This window comes from Gimesia sp. (assembly GCF_048262075.1).
Lineage (GTDB): Bacteria > Planctomycetota > Planctomycetia > Planctomycetales > Planctomycetaceae > Gimesia.
The window spans coordinates 376600-397585 of record NZ_JBLXFK010000003.1 but is presented as its reverse complement, the minus strand read 5'-3'; the positions used below and the strand labels follow the sequence as shown (position 1 = coordinate 397585).

General features: G+C 50.2%; 17 protein-coding genes. 5 read left to right on the top strand and 12 right to left on the bottom strand.

Translation table 11 applies throughout. The features are described from left to right. Nucleotide 1 precedes the first annotated feature (1 nt). The 7 genes from ACN0YH_RS09070 to ACN0YH_RS09040 all read right to left on the bottom strand — a co-directional run bounded on the left by ACN0YH_RS09070 (nt 2) and on the right by ACN0YH_RS09040 (nt 7810). A complete protein-coding gene (locus tag ACN0YH_RS09070) occupies nt 2–2518 on the bottom strand; it encodes a sodium-translocating pyrophosphatase (protein ID WP_417379356.1) in 2517 nt (838 codons plus the stop codon). 474 nt (nt 2519–2992) lie between these two features. Continuing rightward, a complete protein-coding gene (locus ACN0YH_RS09065; protein ID WP_417379248.1) occupies nt 2993–3409 on the bottom strand; it encodes a Minf_1886 family protein in 417 nt (138 codons plus the stop codon). 305 nt (nt 3410–3714) lie between these two features. After that, on the bottom strand, nt 3715–4566 hold the full coding sequence (locus ACN0YH_RS09060; protein WP_417379247.1) for a PSP1 domain-containing protein: 852 nt from the start codon (nt 4564–4566) through the stop codon (nt 3715–3717). Nucleotides 4567–4765: 199 nt separating this feature from the next. Next, complete coding sequence (holB, locus tag ACN0YH_RS09055) at nt 4766–5827, bottom strand: DNA polymerase III subunit delta' (protein ID WP_417379246.1); 1062 nt, start codon at nt 5825–5827, stop codon at nt 4766–4768. A 32-nt stretch (nt 5828–5859) separates the two neighbouring features. After that, on the bottom strand, nt 5860–6120 hold the full coding sequence (locus tag ACN0YH_RS09050) for a lipoyl domain-containing protein (protein WP_417379245.1): 261 nt from the start codon (nt 6118–6120) through the stop codon (nt 5860–5862). Then, a complete protein-coding gene (lipA, locus tag ACN0YH_RS09045; protein ID WP_417379244.1) occupies nt 6121–7020 on the bottom strand; it encodes a lipoyl synthase in 900 nt (299 codons plus the stop codon). It abuts the gene before it with no gap. After that, nucleotides 7007–7810 carry a lipoyl protein ligase domain-containing protein gene (locus tag ACN0YH_RS09040; protein WP_417379243.1) on the bottom strand — a complete coding sequence of 268 codons (804 nt, stop codon included), beginning with the start codon at nt 7808–7810 and terminating at the stop codon, nt 7007–7009. Before ACN0YH_RS09040 ends, lipA begins: the two co-directional genes overlap by 14 nt. Nucleotides 7811–8256: 446 nt before the next feature. Here ACN0YH_RS09040 and ACN0YH_RS09035 point away from each other — a divergent pair, with 446 nt between their 5' ends. Beyond that, nucleotides 8257–10380, top strand: coding sequence for a hypothetical protein (locus tag ACN0YH_RS09035; RefSeq protein ID WP_417379242.1), 2124 nt, complete (start codon nt 8257–8259; stop codon nt 10378–10380). A 136-nt stretch (nt 10381–10516) separates the two neighbouring features. Here ACN0YH_RS09035 and ACN0YH_RS09030 read toward each other — a convergent pair whose 3' ends face one another. Together ACN0YH_RS09030 and ACN0YH_RS09025 are read right to left on the bottom strand one after the other, a co-directional pair. After that, nucleotides 10517–12040 carry a trypsin-like peptidase domain-containing protein gene (locus ACN0YH_RS09030; RefSeq protein WP_417379241.1) on the bottom strand — a complete coding sequence of 508 codons (1524 nt, stop codon included), beginning with the start codon at nt 12038–12040 and terminating at the stop codon, nt 10517–10519. 277 nt (nt 12041–12317) lie between these two features. Then, a complete protein-coding gene (locus tag ACN0YH_RS09025) occupies nt 12318–12770 on the bottom strand; it encodes a TraR/DksA family transcriptional regulator (RefSeq protein WP_417379240.1) in 453 nt (150 codons plus the stop codon). Nucleotides 12771–13174: 404 nt separating this feature from the next. On the opposite strand from ACN0YH_RS09025, the gene ACN0YH_RS09020 reads away from it, so the two are divergent. Next, complete coding sequence (locus ACN0YH_RS09020; RefSeq protein WP_417379239.1) at nt 13175–14365, top strand: LptF/LptG family permease; 1191 nt, start codon at nt 13175–13177, stop codon at nt 14363–14365. Nucleotides 14366–14381: 16 nt separating this feature from the next. On the opposite strand, the gene recG is transcribed toward ACN0YH_RS09020, so the two are convergent. From recG to infA, 3 genes are all read right to left on the bottom strand, one after another. After that, nucleotides 14382–16457, bottom strand: a complete 2076-nt coding sequence (gene recG / locus ACN0YH_RS09015; RefSeq protein WP_417379238.1) for an ATP-dependent DNA helicase RecG — start codon at nt 16455–16457, stop codon at nt 14382–14384. Between the two features lie 158 nt (nt 16458–16615). Further along, nucleotides 16616–17110, bottom strand: a complete 495-nt coding sequence (gene rnhA / locus ACN0YH_RS09010) for a ribonuclease HI (RefSeq protein WP_417379237.1) — start codon at nt 17108–17110, stop codon at nt 16616–16618. Nucleotides 17111–17255: 145 nt separating this feature from the next. Next, on the bottom strand, nt 17256–17474 hold the full coding sequence (gene infA / locus ACN0YH_RS09005) for a translation initiation factor IF-1 (RefSeq protein WP_002643979.1): 219 nt from the start codon (nt 17472–17474) through the stop codon (nt 17256–17258). 380 nt (nt 17475–17854) lie between these two features. On the opposite strand from infA, the gene ACN0YH_RS09000 reads away from it, so the two are divergent. From ACN0YH_RS09000 to ACN0YH_RS08990, 3 genes are all read left to right on the top strand, one after another. Further along, nucleotides 17855–18028 (top strand): Flp family type IVb pilin, encoded by a 174-nt coding sequence (locus ACN0YH_RS09000; RefSeq protein ID WP_417379236.1) that lies wholly within the window; start codon nt 17855–17857, stop codon nt 18026–18028. Nucleotides 18029–18171: 143 nt separating this feature from the next. Further along, nucleotides 18172–18915 carry a 2-amino-4-hydroxy-6-hydroxymethyldihydropteridine diphosphokinase gene (gene folK, locus ACN0YH_RS08995; RefSeq protein WP_417379235.1) on the top strand — a complete coding sequence of 248 codons (744 nt, stop codon included), beginning with the start codon at nt 18172–18174 and terminating at the stop codon, nt 18913–18915. A 137-nt stretch (nt 18916–19052) separates the two neighbouring features. Then, the gene (locus tag ACN0YH_RS08990) at nt 19053–20396 is read left to right on the top strand and encodes a DUF1501 domain-containing protein (RefSeq protein WP_417379234.1); all 1344 of its coding nucleotides are present in this window, start codon (nt 19053–19055) and stop codon (nt 20394–20396) included. Nucleotides 20397–20986 lie beyond the last annotated feature (590 nt).

Sequence of the window (20986 nt, the reverse complement as noted above, 5' to 3'; positions counted from 1 at the left end):
CTTAAAATAACTCAAGTGCGTATTGAATAATAAACCCGGCTATGACAACAGAAACCATACTCATCAGCTTGATCAGGATGTTCAGACTCGGACCACTGGTATCTTTAAATGGATCACCAACGGTGTCACCGACTACTGTGGCTTTGTGCGCATCAGTTCCCTTGCCGCCATGTGCGCCTGCTTCGATGTACTTTTTCGCATTATCCCAGGCACCACCGGCATTAGCCATCATAATGGCAACTGCAAACCCGCTCGTCAAGGCACCGACCAGAAGACCGACGACCCCGGGGACTCCCAGAAGGACTCCCACCACGACCGGCGAAAGCAGACCCAGCATCGCAGGCAGGATCATTTCCCGTTGCGCAGCTGCCGTACTGATTTCGACACAGGCCGCGTAATCCGGTTCGGCCTCATTCTCCATAATGCCTGCAATTTCCCTGAATTGGCGACGGACTTCGTCCACCATCGCTCCTGCAGCGCGCCCCACGGCTTTCATCGTCATGGCACAGAAGACAAAAGCGACCATCACGCCGAAGAAGATTCCGACCAGCACTTTGGGGTTCAGGATAGAGAAATTATAAAATCGCGAGAAGTCAGGCACTGTTGCCGTCTTGACGTCTACGCATTCTCCCCGTTCCAGTAGTTCTTTAATGTTCAGATCGCGAATAATCGAACCGACGTCTGCGCTGGTGATTTTTTCCCGGCCGGGAGTAATTTGAGCGACATTCAAAGCCGGAAACAGCAGGAATCCCTGGTTATTATGTTTCGCTTCCAGACCATCCTTGCCTGGGGTTCGTAAGGCGATGCAGTTCGGGCTCAGTTTCAGAGCCGAGGCACTGGTCATGTCATCAGAAATGGTTTCCACAATCGCTGAGTGTTCGACCCAACGCTCGAAGCCGACGCGAACTTCTTCGACATACGCGGCCAGTAAGGCCAGGGCGGTCAAGGCGGCGGAACCGATGGCAAATCCTTTTCCGGTCGCGGCAGTCGTGTTCCCCAGGCTGTCCAGGGCATCGGTTCGCTGACGGACATACGGTTCCTGTCCGCTCATTTCCGCGTTACCACCGGCGTTGTCAGCAATGGGACCATAAGCGTCTGTTGCCAATGTCACTCCCAGGGTACTCAACATTCCTACTGCAGCAATCGCGACACCATACAGGCCCATCGCAAAGATGGCAGAATTAGCAAAATCAAATCCGGTACAAAGTCCAAACGCCAGGATGATGGCCACGCCGATCACGACAATGGGAACCCAGACACTATAAAAGCCTTCTGCGATTCCTGCGATGATCACTGTTGCCGGCCCGGTGGATGACTGGTCTGCAATAAAGCGAGTCGGGCGGAATTCATCACTGGTTGAGTATTCGGTCCACTTGCCGATCAGCCAGCCAGAGACCAGTCCACAGACAATGGCACCAAACACACCAAACAGCTTATTACCCACCAGTAGTGGAGAGTCCGCGGGAATACCCGAAGACTGAGAAGGGATGACCAGCATGATCCAGACCAAGGCCAGTGCAGCGACAATGACGCCAAAGGCACTGGTGTCGATTCCCTTAGCCAGCGCTTTCAACAGGTTCTTCTGTGAAGCTCCTTCTTCAGTTCTTACCATAAAGATCCCGGTGACGGACAGGAAGATTCCCACGCCTGCCAGACACATCGGCAGCAGCAGGCACATCATCTGCATTTTGGGATAACCATGATAAGCGGCTACACCCAAAGCGCCACTGGCAAGGATTGAACCACAATAAGATTCGTAAAGGTCGGCTCCCATACCTGCGACATCACCAACATTATCGCCTACGTTATCAGCAATGGTAGCCGGGTTGCGGGGGTCGTCTTCGGGAATGCCTGCTTCAACTTTACCGACCAGGTCGGCACCAACGTCGGCCGCTTTGGTAAAGATACCACCGCCTACGCGAGCGAACAGCGCCTGGCTGCTGGCTCCCATACCAAAGCACAACATGGTCACGGTGATTTCCGCCAGGGGCATTTCGACGACCCAGTGCAAGACACCAAACCAGAGTGTAATATCCAGGAGACCCAGACCGACTACCACAAGGCCCATGACGGCACCGCTGCGGAAAGCGACCTGTAAGCCGCTGTTTAATGAATCCTTGGCAGCATGCGCGGTACGGGCACTGGCGAGTGTTGCGGTACGCATTCCGAACCAGCCTGCCAGCGCAGAAAAGAAACCTCCGGTTAAGAAGGCAAAGGGAACCCAGTGTGACTGCGTCTTTAAACCAAAGGCCATGAATGCCAGCAGGGCGCAGACGATAGCAAAAAAGACGGTCACAACTTTAAATTGCCGGTCCAGATAAGCACGTGCTCCTTCGCGGACATGCTCGGCGATTTTTCGCATCGTGGCATCGCCTTCACTCTCGTTGACCATCCAGCTGAAGAAGCGGTAGGCCGTGAACAGAGCAAAGATGGCACCTGCGATGGCGATACACCAGCTGATGACGACCGTCGAGTTTTCGGCTTCGACTGGCAGGTCAGCGGAAGCTTCTGCTGCCATCAGCGGGGCTGAATAAAAGAGTGCGGCGAAACTAGAGGTGATGAGAGTTGAGAGAAATCGTACGGGAGTGAGTCGAGCGCGGGGATAAAACCTCATCCTTAGAGTTAACTCCATTTAAATTAGCCGTTGTAAATCTTGATGTAAAACCTCAAAACCTCAATTGATTCCGGGCAACAGTCAGCACGTAACTTGTATGCTCAAAAAATACTAAACGCATCTTATTAAACGATAGCGTCGCTGGCACAATTCTCTTCGTTCCAAGCTGCCTTGGAGACGCTATGGTAAACCTGAAAATACGCTAGTTAAACTCAAGAAAACTCTATCGGGGGAGTGTATCATCTGGAGGTCAGATTGCAATAACAGTAACTTAACAAACTTCGTTTAACACAAAACTTGCTCACCTGAGTGCGCAGCAGTTGGCACGGATAGAACTGGAGTTGCCGTGGAGGAAAGAGTGCTGCTTAACAGATTGAATCAGACATTTTTGGCGGGAGTCTGATTGAACACCTGGCTTGTGTCGATGACATACTCAACATCAAAGACCTGTTCGAAATTAAAGATGTCTACAAAGTCTTCCAGGCGATCATTCTCTGTTTTTCGCATCCGGCCATGTTCGATCATTTCGAATACCATCTTGCCGAAGTCCCTGGTGGATTGAACACCCCATTGTTTGAAAACCGTCAGCGTCATTAAACCAAACTGTTTCAAAGCAAGTTCTCGCACTCCTTCCAGAAGTTCCTGCCCGGAGACATGTGCTTCTTCCTGCTCACCTTCCTGCACAACCTGACGTGAGTAGATTTCCTGGGCCTGCTGGAGTGCTTCAAAGATAAAGTCATAGGCGTAGGGGTGAAATTGCAATTTGGGGCGGGAAAGATTTGTGGTAGATGTCATTTTTTCACCCATACCTGTCTAAAACTTTTAATAACAGTGGCGCTGAAGTTTTCCTGATCTGAGACGCAGGTATTGAATCACCTGCGCCACCACTCATTTATACCCGATTCAAATGGCCTTGAAAACACTCGCATTCAGCTTCCTACAAGCTAGTGTTTCGAATCAGACTGGTCGGGTCAAGACTTTCTTATAGTATAACCCTGCAGTTATTGGAAAATTATCGATCACTGATTCTGGAAAATCAATCCCGAGTTACTCGTTTTCAGAAATTTCAGACTGCCTTCAGTTATCTGAGTGAGTTGCCGTTATTGTCGGGCAGGGTTTTCCCCGCGTTTCTTTTTGATGACCTCCAGGATGTCTTTTTTGTGTACGATCGTTCTTTTCATGTCAGAGTAGACGACCTGTACACTCTCGGAAAGAATTTCCTGGTTCGTGACTTTCGCTTCTCCCTGGCTGGTGATAATCGTTGAGCCGACAGGAGGTAATTCCTTCTTGTAGCTTTTGTATGTATCGTATTCATAACGCAGACAACACTTCAGTCGCCCACATCGCCCTGAAAGTTTATTGGGGTCAAGCGAGGTTTTCTGCAGTTTTGCCATCTTCATCGAAACGGGGGGCATTTCAGTCAGATGTGTTCCGCAGCAGACCGTTTTTCCGCAGTCACCATAATCGGCCAGCAGCTTCGCTTCATCGCGGACACCAATCTGCCGCATTTCGATCCGCGACCGATATTTTCTTGCCAGTGCTTTGACCAGCTCGCGAAAGTCAACGCGTTTTTCTGCCAGATAGTAGAAGATGACACGTTCTCCGCCGAACAGGTGTTCGACATCTACCAGCTGCATCTGCAGTTTGTGTTCGTTCACCAGTTCCTGGCATCCCAGAAATTCGTTTCGTTCTTCATGTCGGTTCTGATCACGCTGGCGATAGTCGTCATCAGTCACAATACGGATGATCCGCCCGGCTGCAGATCGATCTTTCATGAAAGATTTCACTCGCTCAGTTGCGGGCGACAGGACTTCTCCCCACTCGTGTCCCCGGTCGCTTTTGATAATGACAGCCGCGTTTCGTGGTAACTCTGCCAGACCTTTGCAGGTGAATTCTCCGATGAGGCGGGTAGAACCGTAGCGAACGATATAGCCGGATACTTCAGTATTCATATATTACAGTTTCATCGATTTGAGATTGGATGCAGCAGCCATCGTGCAGAATGAATCAGTAACAGATAAGTAATCAGATGGAATGCTCAGATCAGTTTATTATACCCGGACTTGATCTGGCAATCTCTAGTTAAACACCGGAAAACACATTTATTTGAAAACCGTTCACTGTTTCCGGAATCAGGCTTGAGCACGGAGCTTATTTCGTCTGGATTCCCCGCAGGTCCTGGCTTAAACTTTCGATACATAAGGGCAGGGTTACGTTCTGATTGACCTGTTCCTCAGTCTGCAGCATGCGTCCCAGCAGATTTCCGATCGTTTCAATCTGGTCTTCCGTTTGACCAGGCAGCCCGGAAACAAAACGTTCTACACTGCCTGCAGCAGGATTCGTCTGGTAACCGGCGGCGAACTGTAAAGACTGGTGATAGAAATCGGCACAGAATTTAATGACCCATAGAGCTGTTTTCCGCTGAGCGGCCGTGTTGCCTCCGACGTCATCGATGGCCTGAATCACTGCTTCGGAAAATGCCTGCGGTTGAAACGGATGTCGACCGAGCAGCCCGGTGATATTTTCCCGCAGGGATTGAAGATTCTCATCCAGAAGCTGACTCGCAATTTTCAGGGATCCTTCGGACAGGCGCGCAATCTGCAATGCCTGATCTTCGGACTCAACCAGTTGTTGGTTCAGTAACAGTGCGGCAACATCTTCCAGCGCCAACTGGTTGAATCGAATCAGCTGACAGCGGGAACGAATCGTGGGCAGAATGGCATCCAGTTCGCTTGCAATCAGAATCATTAGATAGTTTGCAGAGGGTTCTTCGAGCGTCTTCAATAAAGCATTGGCACTCTCGGCGTTCATTTTGTCAGCATCGTCAATAATGGCAATCCGTCGGTCTCCTACCATCGGGCGCAGCGACATTTCATAACAGACGCCTTCTCGACCTCGATGTTCATCATCGCCTATAATCAGACTGAGAGGCAGAATGTTTTTGTCCGGCGGGCATTCGATTGAAATCAGATCGGGGTGTGTTCCCGCTGCCATCTGTTTACAGGAGTCACAAGTCTGACAGCAGCTTAACTCGTCCGCGGGAGTTTGAAGACAAAACAGGCATTGGGCCAGATGCAATGCGACCCGCTTCTTGCCGATACCGGCTGCACCTGCAAACAGCAGTGCATGAGGCAGACGGCTGCGCGACAGCGCACGATCCAGCATTTCCAGTATTGAGTGGTGGCCTCGAATCGATTCGGTTGTCGTGCTCATCCCCATCTCTTTTCAGAAATAGTTTCCGTTATTCAGTCCGCTTCGGCTTCAGAATCCAGTGGTTCGATCCAGCCCAGCACCATCCCGGTTGTGACTTCGACCCCCGCCTGGCATTCGCAAGAAACGATCGTACCGGTACAGGGGGCTTCTACGTCAAAGGTGACACCAGGGATCAGCAGTTCGACCACTCGATCACCGGTAACGACTGCTTCACCCTCATACGTCAGCCATAGACTGACTTTCAGGGGCTGAGGAGAACTATTGACCGGCGGAACAAGGATCGGTGTCGACATTCAGGAATCTTTTCCCAGGACAGACGCCATTTCACCTGCATTGTAACTGGAGCGTACAAAGGGACCGCTGGCGACCAGTTTGAAGCCCATTGCCCGGACCTGATCTCCGACCTCGTCAAATTCTTCAGGAGGCAGGAAGCGTTCTACAGGCAGGTTCTGTGGCGTGGGTTGCAGATACTGACCGATGGTAATCATGTCGCAGCCGGCCGCCCGCAGGTCCGCGCAGACCTCCAGAACTTCTTCTCGCGTTTCGCCCAGCCCCAGCATGATCCCGCTTTTGGTAATGATGGTGGGATCGGTTTCTTTCACCTGAATCAGCAGATCCAGGGTACGCTGGTAATCGGCATTGCGACGGACGCGATGATAGAGGCGGGGCACGGTTTCCGTATTGTGGTTGAAGACATCGGGATGCGCTTCAATCACACGATGGATGGCTTTCCGGTCGCCACGAAAGTCAGGGGTGAGGACTTCGATGTCTGCGTCCATTCGTTCTCGGATCGCAAGGATACAGTTATAAAAGTGCTCAGCACCACCATCAGGCAGATCATCACGTGTGACAGAGGTGATCACGACATGTTCCAGCCCCAGTCGCACTGCTGCTTCAGCTACGCGCTCGGGTTCATCCAGCTGGACGGTTTCAGTTTTTCCTTTGGCGATTGAACAAAACCCACACGGCCGCGTACAGACATTTCCCAGAATCATCAGCGTGGCAGTTTTGTGTGACCAGCACTCGGTCCGGTTCGGGCACTTGGCACTTTCGCAGACCGTTACCAGCTTCAAGTCCTCAATCACATTACTCGTGAATGTCATCCCCGGTTCGGGCAAAGGCCGTTTCAGCCATTTGGGAAGTCGCTGTCTGGGTTCGGGGGCAGTGTCTGTCAGAATATTAAGGGTGGACATAAACTTTTTTCTTCACTCTATGCAGTAAGGGATGTCGTGTAAATATATGGGTCTGTTCATAACCAAACTGTTGAACCAGATTCCTGACGATGCTTTCGCGGACCGAACTCATACTGGCTTCCCGCGTGAGTGTCGCTGAAAGTGATGTCAGACGATGGTCATGCTGATTGGCATCGATCAGTCGCTGTAATTTCATATCGGGTGAGACATTAATATACAAACCATAGTAAGAAATCCAGGATTTGACCGCAGCCCCCAGAAAGGCAAACTGGCCACAACGACCGAAAATATCTACAGAATTCGGATGCGGGTCTGCTTCAACCTTCAGCTCCGCAGACATTTGCAACAGGCTTTGCACTAACCGGTTCTGGAGGTCATCTATTCCCAGCCCCAGCCGTCTCAAAGGGAGCAGGGGATAGACGGCTAACTGTCCGGGGGCATGTAATAAGGCACCTCCCCCCCGGTTAATCCAGCGGACTTCCAGCTGACTCGCTTTAAACTCCTGGCTGGACTTGGCCAATTGTGCATGACTTCCTTCCCGGCCTACGGTAATGATCGGGGGGTGCTCACATACAAACAGTGTCGCCTGATCAGTGTCCTGTTGCCTGATTTCCTGCAATGCCCGTTCCTGGAGGGCGAGAAACGAGTCGAAATCGACGCAGCCCAGCATATAGACCTTGATTGATGCATCGCGAGGGCTTGTCTGGTTCATTTCGGGGGCAGGTGGATTCATGATCCTGTCTACAGGTTCAGGGTTGTAATTCTGCTGTGCGAGAACAGTGAGCGACACCGTCATTTTCAGGGGTTCTCTCAGGGAGTCAATCTTCAGAACGGGGAAATCCTGATTTGACCGGGATCCAGGGGGCAGGTCGCGTTCAGAACTCCCTGGTTTCCAGATTTACTGTTTCAGGCACGAAATGAATCGAGAATCAGGTTCTTTACATACGGTAAGTGTGATTTCTGAAAGTATTTAAGTGGGACTGGCTGCGGTTGGAGTGTTGTCTCAAGAAACAATCGTCACAACCGGAATACCTTGCAATTCCGGTTTATTTTAAAAAATCAGCATATCTGATTCAATTCCTTGGACCCGCAGATCCGATAGAGAGAAATGGATAAAACTAATACACCGTTTTGCAATTTATCAGAACACTCCCGCTCTCAGAGCTCTTCATGTCAAATCAAACCTCAATTCAGTTCCGATCCAGCAGTAAATTCCAATCGGTAAGGAGAAACAAAATGCGACGCGGAAAAAAGATGCTCGCGATATTTTCAACTATGGTAATGAGTGCGAGTATCGCCACCGCCGATGATCGCATTTTGGAATCAAGGTCACCCTTCGATTCTGCTCCTGCTACGCGGTCGTCCAGTCAGTACTTTTCCGGTCAAGCACCTGAAGGGAATACTGGTCGGATCACGATTTCTCAGCCGAGTCAGAACGCGGCTGTAAAAAATCAGTCCTCAGAATATAAGCCTTCCGATAAGGCCCGCCTCTCACAGGTTCCTAACTATTACAAGGAACTGTTCGGCCAGGAGCGTCCTTATCGCCGTCTGGATAATAAAGCAAAAACAGAGACTCCCGCGCCAAGCCGGTCTCAGTTCCAGCAGATTGGTCATTCTGAACCAAAAAGTGGTAAAAAACAGTACCATATCGAAACATTCAATTCAGAGCAGTCTAACAAACAGAACATTGTTCATGCCGAATTTCAACAGGGCAACCAGAAGTCTGCCCAGGGAAAAATTCAGCAGATCAGTGCAGGGGACTCACGCGAAAATCCATTCCGCCTGCCAACTGAGTTCAGTCAGTCAGCTCCACAGACTCCCAGTCTTTCCGTTCCTCGAATTCCGGACCAAAAGACTGTGGAAAACAAACATCATCTGCCTTTTGGATCTGCCGCTGCTGCACCAAAAGCTGAGCAACCTTCCGGAATTACCATCAGCGCGACTCCCCACAGACGTCGTGCGAGTGAAACTGTTGTGAAACCAGTGGGTGCCACTTCGGAAGAAGCAGCTGCAAAACTGACTCATAAATGGATCAAGAAAACAGAAATTAACGTAGGACAGGAGTGTGAATTCGAACTGGAAATCAAAAACGAAGGAAAGCAGACTGCCCAGGACCTGCTGGTCGAAGCATTCTTTCCTGTTTCCGTTCGATTGACCAATGCTGAGCCTCGTCCCAGCTCCAGTCGCGATCATCTGGAATGGAAATTTGAATCACTGAAAGCCGGCGAAACGAAAGTGATCCGGATCTCAATGATTCCCAGTCAGCGTGGTGCTATTACTGCTGCTGCTAAGGTTCGCTCAACCAGTGCTCTGACTGAGTCGTTCATGGTTGCAGAACCCATGCTGCAGGTTGCCGTCAAAGGTCCGACCAATGTCATGATTGGTGAGCCAGCTTCACAGTCTGTCACCATTTCCAACCCTGGTACAGGTACCTTGCACAATGTTGTGCTCGAAGCAGAAATCCCTAAAGGACTGGAGCATGTGACTGCTGAATATCTGCAGATGCAGGTTGGTTCGCTCAATCCAGGTGAAACCCGAACCATTCGACTGGCCTTAGCCGCTGTGATGGGCGGTGAGCAGGTTGTGAAAGTGCAGGCAAAAGCCGAAGGTGGTCTGGTTCAGGCGACACAGGCTCGTGTGAATGTCATCGCTCCGAAAGTTCAAGTGGCCATCGATGGTCCAGGGCTTCGCTACAAAGGTCGTAGTGCTCAATACGCGATCACGACACTTAACGATGGTGCAGCCGCTACGAACAATGTACGCGTCTTACACAAAATTCCAGAAGGATTTGAATTCGTCAAAGCCGACCATGGCGGACAGTTCAATCCGGAAGATTCCACTATCAGCTGGTTCCTTGGCCGCATGGAACCGGGTCAAACCGCCAGTGTGAATCTGGAATTGAAAACCAAAACCATAGGTAACTATGTGCATCACGTACGAGCCATCTCTGAACACAATGTAAAATCAGACGCTCAGATTCAAACACGCATTGAAGGAACTGCTCAGCTGGTTCTGGAAATTGCTGATCTGGATGATCCTGTCGAAATCGGCAAAGAAACCGGATACAAAGTGGTTGTTAAGAATGATGGAAGTAAATCTGCACAGAATGTCTCTGTCTCCTGCGAACTGCCTCCAGGTGTCGATCTGATTTCTGCAACCGGCCCGACTCAGCACATCGCTGAAAATGGTGTTGTGGTCTTCAAATCCCTGGGAGACCTGGCCCCTGGTGACGCGGTCCAGTACCAGGTGATCGTACGGGGTACCGTGGAAGGAAATCAGCGGTTCCGGGCACGGCTCGCCAGCGATTCGATCCGCGATCCTCTGCTGTTCGAAGAACTGACTCGCTTCTACAAAGACTAAGCGAATCAGCCTCAGGCTACTCAATAATAAAAACCCGGTCAGTGATCTGCTGACCGGGTTTTTTTTTCGAAGCGAATCAGGTTGAGAGAGACCGCTTCCATCAAAGATGGTTCCAGGGAAGTCTGCTGTCAGAGATTTAATTTCTCTTCCAGATGACAAGTTGATGATGTGGTTGTCCCGGTTTGCCGTTCGAGACTTTCAGGACCAGGCTATCCAGTGATTCGGTTTTCTCCAGTACCTGTCGAAAATCGTTCAGGCTATTCACAGGGGTCCCGGCGACTTCTTCGATCACATCATACAGTTTGACTGCGTTTGACAGTGAACTCCGCTGATCAACATCCATTACGAGTAAACCAGTCTGGGCAGCTTCGAATCCCAGTTGAGTTGCCAGATCTGCGTTCATGGTATGGACCTGCAGGCCTGAGAATATATCGTTCGCAGTCTCTTTCTTGATTTTCTGGAAGCTCATGGGGGAAGCCGATGTTCCCGGACGCCGAGACTGTTGTGTCTCTTTCTGTTTCCGTTCGAGTTCGTCCAGAATGCGACGGTTTGCCAATTCCACCATGACATTGACTTTCCGGCCGCTACGTAACAGGACAACACTGACTCTGTTATCGATGGGAGTCAGGCTGACCAGGTTGATCAGGTGGTTCTGATCGAGGACATCGATGCCACCAAAGCTGAGAATAATATCATCGTATTTCAGGTTGGCACGTGACGCGGGCGTGTTTGAGATGACTTTCACGACCCGGGCTCCCCGCACGCGGTCCATTTTTAATCGGCCGGCAGTCGCAACACTGAATTCCGGATCGAGTTGCACACCCAGGTAAGCCCGGTAAACCTGACCATACTTCACCAGCTGATTAAACACATGCCGTACCAGCTTACTGGGAATACTGAATCCAATCCCGTCATTACCGCCGCTATTCGAAGCGATGGCTGTGTTGATACCGATGATTTTTCCTTCGAGATCAATCAGGGGACCGCCACTATTACCGGGATTGATCGCGGCATCAGTCTGCAGAAAGTTCTGATTCAGAACTTCTGAACCGCTGCCCAGCTGAAGAGAACGACGACCTTTGGCGCTGATGATACCCAATGTGACCGATTCACTTAAACCAAAAGGACTGCCCATTGCCAGCACCATATGTCCAATGTCCAGCTTGTCGCTGTCTCCCCAGTCAGCGGGACTCACATCGGTGATATTGATTTTCAGGATCGCCAGGTCGGTATCTTTGTCTTCCCATTTCTGCTGGGGATGTATAACACGCCCATCATGCAGGGAGATGGAAATGGAGGTCCCATCCGAATCGCGCACCACGTGTCGATTGGTTACAATATACAAACCGGCGGTTCCGTCACCTCTGACAATCACACCCGAACCGGTCTCTTCCACAGCACCACGTGGCGTCTGACGTTCACACTGAATATGAACGACGCTGGGGGTTGCCAGTTTGGCTATTTTAGCCAGATGCCTGCTGCCTTCATGCAAGGGAGAAGTAGAAGAGAGTAGTGTGGAGTGCTCCTGCCGGGGGTTCGATTGTGAAGGAACTTTGGCTTCCAGCTGTTTGGATGACAGCGGCGATTCAAAGCAGGCATTCCACAGCGAAACAGAAACAACCAGACCAATGACGAATGCCAGAGGGTATCGATTCTTCATGATGCAAATCTCTCAGCGTGACTCAGGATCTTTTTTGCGTTTCAGCTATTCCTAGCTACGGCAAAATAAGGCAATCCTTCGCCTGTGCCGGACGATTTGATTACAAGTGACAGGCTGAATAACAGCAATCACCGGCAATACAAGGTACCACGAGACTGAATGCGATGATCTCTCCACAATGAATTTCAGTGATGAGGGGGCAGTTTATTTCAGGAGAGAATAAATACCGTAATACAGGTTGGTGGAACCCTCTGGCATTTATTATCGGAAGGGGAAACTATTTTTCGAGATCTAAATCATGAATTCTGACTTCCTGATCGTTAAGCCGTCCTTCGAATTCGTATGCGTTCTCCCAATCGCCATGAACATCATGAGTGGATAAACCCATCGATTCGCGCTGTTGTGCACAACTGACACAAAACATCGCATAGGGAACTGCTTTAAGCCGTGCAATCGGTATATTTTTATTACAGCTTTCGCAGTGGCCATAACGGCCTTCCTGAATCAGTGCAATTGCACGGCGGATTTGCATCAGCTCATTATACTCGATCTCGGCCAGATGAGATTCCAGATCCTGGCGGCGTTCACGAATCGCTGCATCACCACTGTCCTCAACGGACGACTGGCTGCCTGACGAACCTTCCGAACTCTCGCTCACCAGTTTTTTCAACTCATCCCGTCTATTCAGAAGCTGCTTGTGCAACCTGATTATTGCGTCTTTTCGTACCACTCTCTTATCCCCTCATAAAGATCATATTCGGTGAGCAACGTCAAAAGTCGATTCTCCCAAAACATAGCTCTTATTTTGGCTAAAGAATTTGGAAACATGACCAGATATTTTCAGTTTTTACATTCAAGCTACACACGAGTATTATTCACTACGCGAATTAAATGTCGAGAGTTGGAAACTTTCAAAATGAGAAATTAATACATAAGTCAAATTTTTCCAATAACTTAAGATAGCGCCTTTTATTGGGAATTTCCGATTTTCTGGAGATTAAGCCCATTTCGGGAACTGGACCTTATAAAATGCAACGTTTGTAGCGAATGTACACACTGGTTGCGTCGCTGTTTCCTGATATTGACCCATTTACCCGATTGCGATGTAATACGCGCCCCCTGAAACCAGTCTCTTTGGCAGACTCTTTGATCAGTTACAGACAACGATTGGGAAACGTGTTTACCACCTTCGACCGCTATTTGCTCAAACGATATTTCCATGTGTTCGTGATCGGGTTCATCGCAACCTACGGTCTGTACGTGGTTTTTGACGGATTTACGAACGTCGATGGCTTTCAGGCAGGGGCAGAAAAAGTCTCATCAACCGGTCTTGAGGCAGAAAAGGGCTCATCGAACAGTCTGCTCTGGATTATGCTTGAGTTTTATTTCTATCAATCTTCCATCTTTTTTGACATGGTCAGCCCGATTCTTTCCGTGCTGGCTGGAGTTGTTGTCTTTTCCCTGATGGTGCGCCACGGTGAATTGAATCCCGTGCTCTCTGCAGGAATTCCCACGTATCGACTGGCGATACCACTGGCTTTAGCAACGATTATTGTCAACTGTGTGATCTGTGTGAATCAGGAAGTCATCATTCCCTCCATTGCGGATAAGCTGCAGGCGGAGCGTGGAGACATGGGAAGCTCGGCTCAGTTTGTCGAGCCGGTTTACGATTTCAGCACCCGGATTATGATTAACGGACAGGAAGTTTTCCTGACCGAGCAGAAGATGAAAAATGCAGAGTTTGTTCTGTCCAAGCCAATGGTTCATGATTTCGTTACCGTTAAATCTGAATTCGCAGTGTATCTGTCACAGACTGAGTCCCGTCCAGGGGGTTGGTTACTGAAACAGGCATCTCCGAGTTATCAGGATCTGGAGATCGCTGAATTTGCCAGGGAAATCATCCAGCCCGGCCCCGAGCCGAATGAGGTCTTTATCGTAACGGATGTCGGCTGTGATCAACTCTGTAATCGCAATTTCAGTTCGCTGATTTCGACCCCGGATCTGATTGCCAGAATCAATAATCCTTCCTTCAGCGATTTATCGATTCGAAAACAGAAACTGGACCTGCATGCCCGACTCACACGTCCCATCATGAACCTGATCGCAGTGCTGATATCGATTCCGTTTGTACTACGTAAGGAAAGTCGCAGTTTGATCCTGAATATCGCAATCTGTGCCTGTGTGATGGGGGGCCTGTTTGGAGTTTCGCAATGTTTCCATTATATGGGAGCGACCAATATGATTTCACCCGATCAGGCAGCCTGGTTTCCCGTTATTACCAATGGAACGCTTGCCGCCTGGTTCACGAACCGGGTTCAAACCTGATCCAGGCGGAGTAGAATCAACCACTCTGTCCCAGATCCATCAGTTGTCCGAATCGCTCCAGTACTCGAACCTTTAAAGGCGCAAACCGAGGCTGGTCAAATTCACCTCGCTCGACGAGGCGTAATGCGATCTCATGAGTCTGCTGCAAGATGACCTCGTCCCGTTTGAGGTCAGCGACCCGCAGTGGTAATTCACCATGTTGACGGGTTCCAAAGATATCCCCCGGACCACGTGCCTGAAAATCCGCCTCGGCAATTTCAAAGCCATCGGTGGTCTGTTCCATCACTGCCAGTCGATTCAAGGCGTCTTCACTTTCCGTGTACGAAAACAGAAAGCAGTTTCCCCGGTGGATGCCACGTCCGACGCGACCCCTTAACTGATGCAACTGTGACAGTCCGAAGCGATCCGCCTGCAGAATGACCATCAAGGTGGCGTTGGGAACATCCACACCGACTTCGACAACCGTCGTGGAGACCAGCACCTGAATCGCTCCCTGGTGAAACTGTTTCATGATCTCTGACCGCTCTTCACGATCCATCTGGCCGTGTACCAGCCCGATAGAAGCCGTCGACAATTCACTTTTTTGCAGTTTGCGATACACTTCCTCGGCACTCGAACGAATATTCTGTTCATCTTCCGAATCGATGCGCGGACAGACAATATAAGCCTGTCTGCCTGAATCGATCTGGGCTCTTAAAAATTCCCAGGCCTTTTTTCTTTGGGGAGTGGTCGAGACGCGGCTCGTCATCACTGGTTGCCGCCCGGGAGGCAGTTCCGTATTCACTGAGATATCCAACTCACCGAACTGTGTTAAACACAGGCTGCGGGGAATTGGTGTCGCTGTCATCACCAGCATGTGCGGCGTATTCTGATCGCTGGAAAAGTGCGCCCGCTGCATTACACCAAACTTGTGCTGTTCATCGATGATCACCAGACCCAGGTTATGGTATTGAACATCTTTCTGGACGACTGCCTGCGTGCCTATGATCAGTTGCTGCTCTCCCGAAGCAATCTTCTGCAGTGTTTCTTTACGCTCGGAGGGAGACAGGCTACCGGTCAGAATACAGCGTTTTACGCGACTGTGTTTCAAAATCTGATTGATCGTTTCCCAGTGCTGTACCGCCAGCAACTCTGTCGGAGCCATTAGAACTGCCTGGTTACCCCCGGCAATCGTGGCCAGCATAGCATAAATCGCGATGGCGGTTTTGCCGGCACCCACATCTGCCTGCAGCATGCGATGCATGGCACGACCTGAAGCCAGATCGGCTTTGATTTCTTCGATCGCCTGGTTTTGTCCCTCGGTAAAATCGTAAGGAAACAGCCTTCTGATGCGGGCGTCAACTTTCGCAGTGACTTTTAGCAGCGGTGCATTATCGACGCAGGTCCACAGTCGCCTGCGCATTGCCAGCGCGAGCTGAAATTCCAGCAGATCATCGTAGATCACACGATGCACGCCAGCATGGTATTCGTCCATGTTCCGGGGCTTATGCATCTGAATCACAGCCTGACTTAACGGAATCAGCGAATGTGTTTCGCGAAAATTCTCCGGCAGATAATCAGGGATCAGATGAGCGTATTCTTCAACCGCAGCGCGAATATAGCGCCGCATCTGGTACATCTTGATGCCCTCGGTCAGGCTGTACCGGGGTAAGATCAGTCCCTGCGGATCATCCAGGTCTTCTTCCAGGACCTGGAACTGGGGGTGAGAAATTTCCCATTTTCCGGAGCGTCGTTTCGGCTTGCCGGAAAACATCAGTAACTGCCCCGGGAAAAAACGTTTGATGACCCAGGGTTGATTGAACCAGGTTCCTTTCAGAAACCCGGTGCCACAATCCAGCAGAATCGCAGTGATCGTACGGCCGCGTGAAATTGTGCGGGCATCCAGGTCTACCACCTTTCCACAGACGGAGGCGGGTTGATCTTCTTCCAGTTCGTTGACGGGGCGGACATCGGTCAGGTCCAGCACACTGCGGGGCAGATGCCACAGCAGGTCCTCTACCGTGTGGATTCCGATTTTTCCGAGCAGTTCACCGCGATCCGGGCCCACTCCATTTAGAAATTGAACAGGAGTTTCCAGGGGAGATTCGGTCATCGTATTCTGCAACCGTTCGAGCCGAGTTTTAAAAATCAGAATCGGAGTAACTGGTCTACAGCCAGTCTAAACTGTGTCCCGTTTTGCTGTAGCGTTTCCAGGGCTGTTTGGCCCGAGTCTATTAGAACGCGAGACGCTGTTGTTAAATATGATACGCTCTAGTATTCAGACTGACTCTGTAACTTGAGTGCAAATTCCACTGCCAGTTCATCACAGCGTTCGTTTTCCGGATGACCACTGTGCCCTTTAATCTGAGTAAAGTGGACTTCGTGTTGCTCCAGCAGGGTATCCAGTTTCCGCCAGAGCTCTTCATTCTTGACAGGTTTCCAGCTCTTACCTTCCCGCCGGCGCCAGTTGTTTTTTTTCCAGTTCGGCATCCATTCCTTTGATCCCTTGGCAACATAAACGCTGTCCGTAATCACTTCCACGCGCGAACGTCGTTTCAGCAGTTCCAGTCCGGAAATGACCGCCTGCAACTCCATCTGATTATTGGTTGTGACCGCCTCACCTCCGGAGAACTCTTTTTCCGTTCCGGTCGAAGGATGTCTCAGAATGACACCCCAGCCCCCCGGTCCCGGATTTCCCCTGCAGGCACCATCGGTAAAGATCTGCACAAACGGGAGAGCATCCTGATTTGCTGCATCATCAGTCATAGTTATGGAAAACGCACGCCTGGCAAAGGAAAATACGACGACTCGATTTGAGTCCCCTTGGAACGACAAACACAAGGGATGCTACGAACGAGCGTAAAATCACCCCTGATGAATTCTGGGAAAGAAGCGAGTAGCTCTTATGTGACTATCGTTCTCGATAGACAATACGTCCACGATTCAGGTCATAGGGGGAGACCTCGACCACGACTTTGTCGCCCGGGACGATACGAATAAAGTGTTTTCGCATCTTGCCAGCAACATGCGCCAGAACCTGGTGTCCGTTTTCCAGTTCGACTCGAAACTGTGTATTTGCCAGTGCCTCGGTCACTGTACCTTCGACTTCAATGGCCTCTTCTTTGGCCATAACAATTGTATCCTGTCCAATAAGGTTCATAAAACGGGAATAAGCGATACAATTCGCATAAACCTAACTCCAGTGTCAGTCTGATGAAAGACATGCGGGAGTTCTCTGTGCCACTTATTGTGACAGGGAAGCATCAAATATGCCAGTCTGAACAGACCCGCAAGTCATATAACCTCTGATTCGGACAGGGAAATTCCCAGAGAGCGCTCGATTCAGCGGAATTTCCGACTGATGAATGAGTTTTTTCGGTATCGGTTGTCAAACGTGAGGTATAATTTATTAAATCGGGCTCTGCTTATAGATATGAATCACATCATTTGACGGTCCGATGATCTGGAAGGTGGCTTTCAGATTGCCACATATCTGACAGGATTGTAGTCATGCAGTATCTCAAAACGTTTCTTGTAGAAGAAGATGGTCCGACCGCTGTCGAGTATGCTGTGATGCTGGCTGCTATTGTGATGGTCTGTATCGCCGCCATTGCCGCGATCGGAACCCGCACGAATGATCTGTTTGAAAATGCGACGACGGAAATGCAAAATCACGGCATATAATCGTCTGTTTTTAAAACAGCATTCAATTCAGCCTCGAACATTTCTGAATCCTGTCTGCGTTCTGCAGAATTGCACTTCTTCGCCATTCCATTAAACTGCAGGGAGTTTTAATCTTTTTTTGATCTAAATCTCCCGGAATCGCTATGCCTGACTGCTATATTGCGCTCGGTGGAAATCAGGGCCCTGTTCGCGAAACCTTCTCCCTGGCGCTGGAACACCTCGTTCAGCATCCGGAAATTTCTGTCATCAAAACCAGCCGGTGGATCGAAACTGCCCCAGTGGGGGATCAGACGACCGATCCATTTCTGAACGGCGCCGCCCATCTTTCCGTCACTCTTTCTCCCGAATCGTTGCTGTTCGAACTACAGCAGCAGGAAGCAGAAATGGGACGCGTCAGAGAAGTACGCTGGGGGGCCCGTCCGCTCGATCTGGATTTGCTGCTCTATGACCAGTTAAAGATACATACAGACGAACTGGTGGTTCCGCATCCGGCTTGCTGGTATCGACGGTTTGTGCTGGATCCCCTGGCAGAAATCGCCGCCGATGTCATTCATCCGGAGAAACAGATCACGATTCAGGAATTACGTCAGCGTCTGCTGGCAAAACCCTTTCAAATGGTTCTGGCAGGGCTCCCTTCTGAAGAATCCGCTTCATTAATCAGAAATCTGCAGCAGTTGTATCCTCAAGTCCAGTTTTCCAGCTGGGAAGAACAAGGTTCCGCTGAATCTGCATCGCAGGAAGCGACGTTGATTGCCTGGCTGGGTTCCCCGGCATCACCTACAAAATTTGATGAATTACCCCTGATTCCACGACTGGACCTGTCTGAATATCAGAAAAATACTGAACGGATCGTTCATGTCTTGCAATCTGCGCTGGATTTCCAGTAAAAATCGTCTATACTTTAAGATAAGGGCTCGCCGATATTTTTAAATAGGACTGCTCGAAGTCAAATCATAATGATTTGATTCAAACAGACTTGCCTGCCTTCGCCCTCCCACCTTTTCGAATTTGGAGACCTGACACGATGTTCAAGATCCTGGGTTCTCAAAAAACTAAGTTTTGTGATCAGATTACACGTCGGAACTTTCTCCAGATTGGTGGTCTCGCTTTAGGCGGCATGTCTCTTCCCCAAATTCTGCAAGCGGAGAACTCTTCGAACCAGCGGAAGAACCACAAAGGCATCATCATGATCTTCCTGCCGGGAGGTCCTCCCCATCAGGATATGTGGGATATTAAAGTCGATGCCCCCAGTGAAATTCGTGGCGAATTCAACGCAATCCAAACGAACGTTCCCGGTGTCGAAATCGGGGATCAGTTTCCGCGCATGGCGCAGATGGCTGACAAGTTCGCTTTCATCCGTTCAATGGTTGGTTCGGATGGCCGACACGATGCTTTTCAGTGTCTCACAGGTCAACGCTTTGGAAACCAGCCCCTGGGAGGCTGGCCCAGTTTAGGTTCGGTCCTTTCCAAAAAGTATGGTCCCGTCGATCCGTCAATTCCCCCGTTCCTCGGTCTCTCTCCCAAGATGGGACATATGGAATGGGCGCGCGCAGGAGACCCTGGTTTCCTCGGTCTGGCTCACGCCCCCTTTCGTCCGAACGGTGAAGGCATGGCTGACATGACGTTGAATGGCATCACCCTTGATCGACTCGATGACCGCAAAAAAGTACTCAGCTCGCTTGATCAGTTCCGCAGCAAAGTCGATGCGTCCGGCATGATGGAAGGGCTCGACTCTTTCAACCAGCAGGCGTTTGGCATTCTCACTTCCAGCAAACTGGCTAACGCCCTTGATCTTTCCAAGGAAGATCCGAAACTCCGCGATCGATACGGTCGAGGAACGTCCAAGCTCCGCGCTGATGGCGGTCCCAAGTTACTTGACGATTTTCTCACCGCTCGTCGTCTGATTGAAGCGGGCGCCCGTTGCGTAACGTTGGCCTTCAGTCGCTGGGACTGGCATGGCGGCAACTTTAAACGCGGTCGCGAAGACATGCCGATGCTCGATCAGGGCGTGACGGCACTGATTGAGGATCTGGAAAATCGTGACATGCTCGATGATGTCACCGTCGTCGTCTGGGGCGAATTCGGACGAACTCCCAAAATCAATGCTAACTCCGGCCGCGATCACTGGCCCCGTGTCTCCACTGCTGTGGTTGCTGGTGGCGGTATGAAGACCGGTCAGATCATCGGTTCCACCAACCGACTGGGTGAATATGCAGAAGACCGTCCGGTCCATTTCCAGGAAGTTTTTGCGACCCTCTATCACAACCTGGGCATCGATGTCGAAACCAGTACGGTCACCGACCTGCAGGGACGCCCTCGCTACCTGGTCGATACCAATAAGTACAAACTCATGCCCGAACTGGTCTGAGCGGGGCTGAAAAAACTTCTCAGCGAGTTCTGCAGGCAGTATAGTGGAAGACTCATGTATCTTCCCGTTAAAATCGCGCTTCATATTTCTGCATTTCACAGAGTGCTCAATACTCCCCGTTTCATACCTTTTGAAGCATGCATGGTAGAAATAAGCTCCCCGTAACCAGGGTACCACTGCGCAGTGCATTTTTTCGACTTGACGCCTGCGTGCTCTTTTTGAAACTACGAGTTATGCGTCGCGCGCGTAGCACCGTTTTTAGATAGGGAACAGTTTCCACCCCTGTCGTTTTCAGTACCATCTAAGATCCTTGTTTTTCGGTTTTTTTCTACCATTTCCTGGTTTTCCTTCAAAAGGTTCACTATCTATCAACCCGGTTTGAGACGCATTCGGTTCCATTTTGAACTCCAAATCTCTGATTTCAGACCCGATCCGCGATAGTAGTGCGCCTGACTCAAATAGAATCATTTTTTTTCAAGTTTGCACTACAGGCAGGTGACATGGCTTTCGGTTTTACGTTGCAATAAATCGGGAACTGATTATTAATTGTATCAGAAAGCAACACAGGCTCAGACCTGAATTTCCGACAG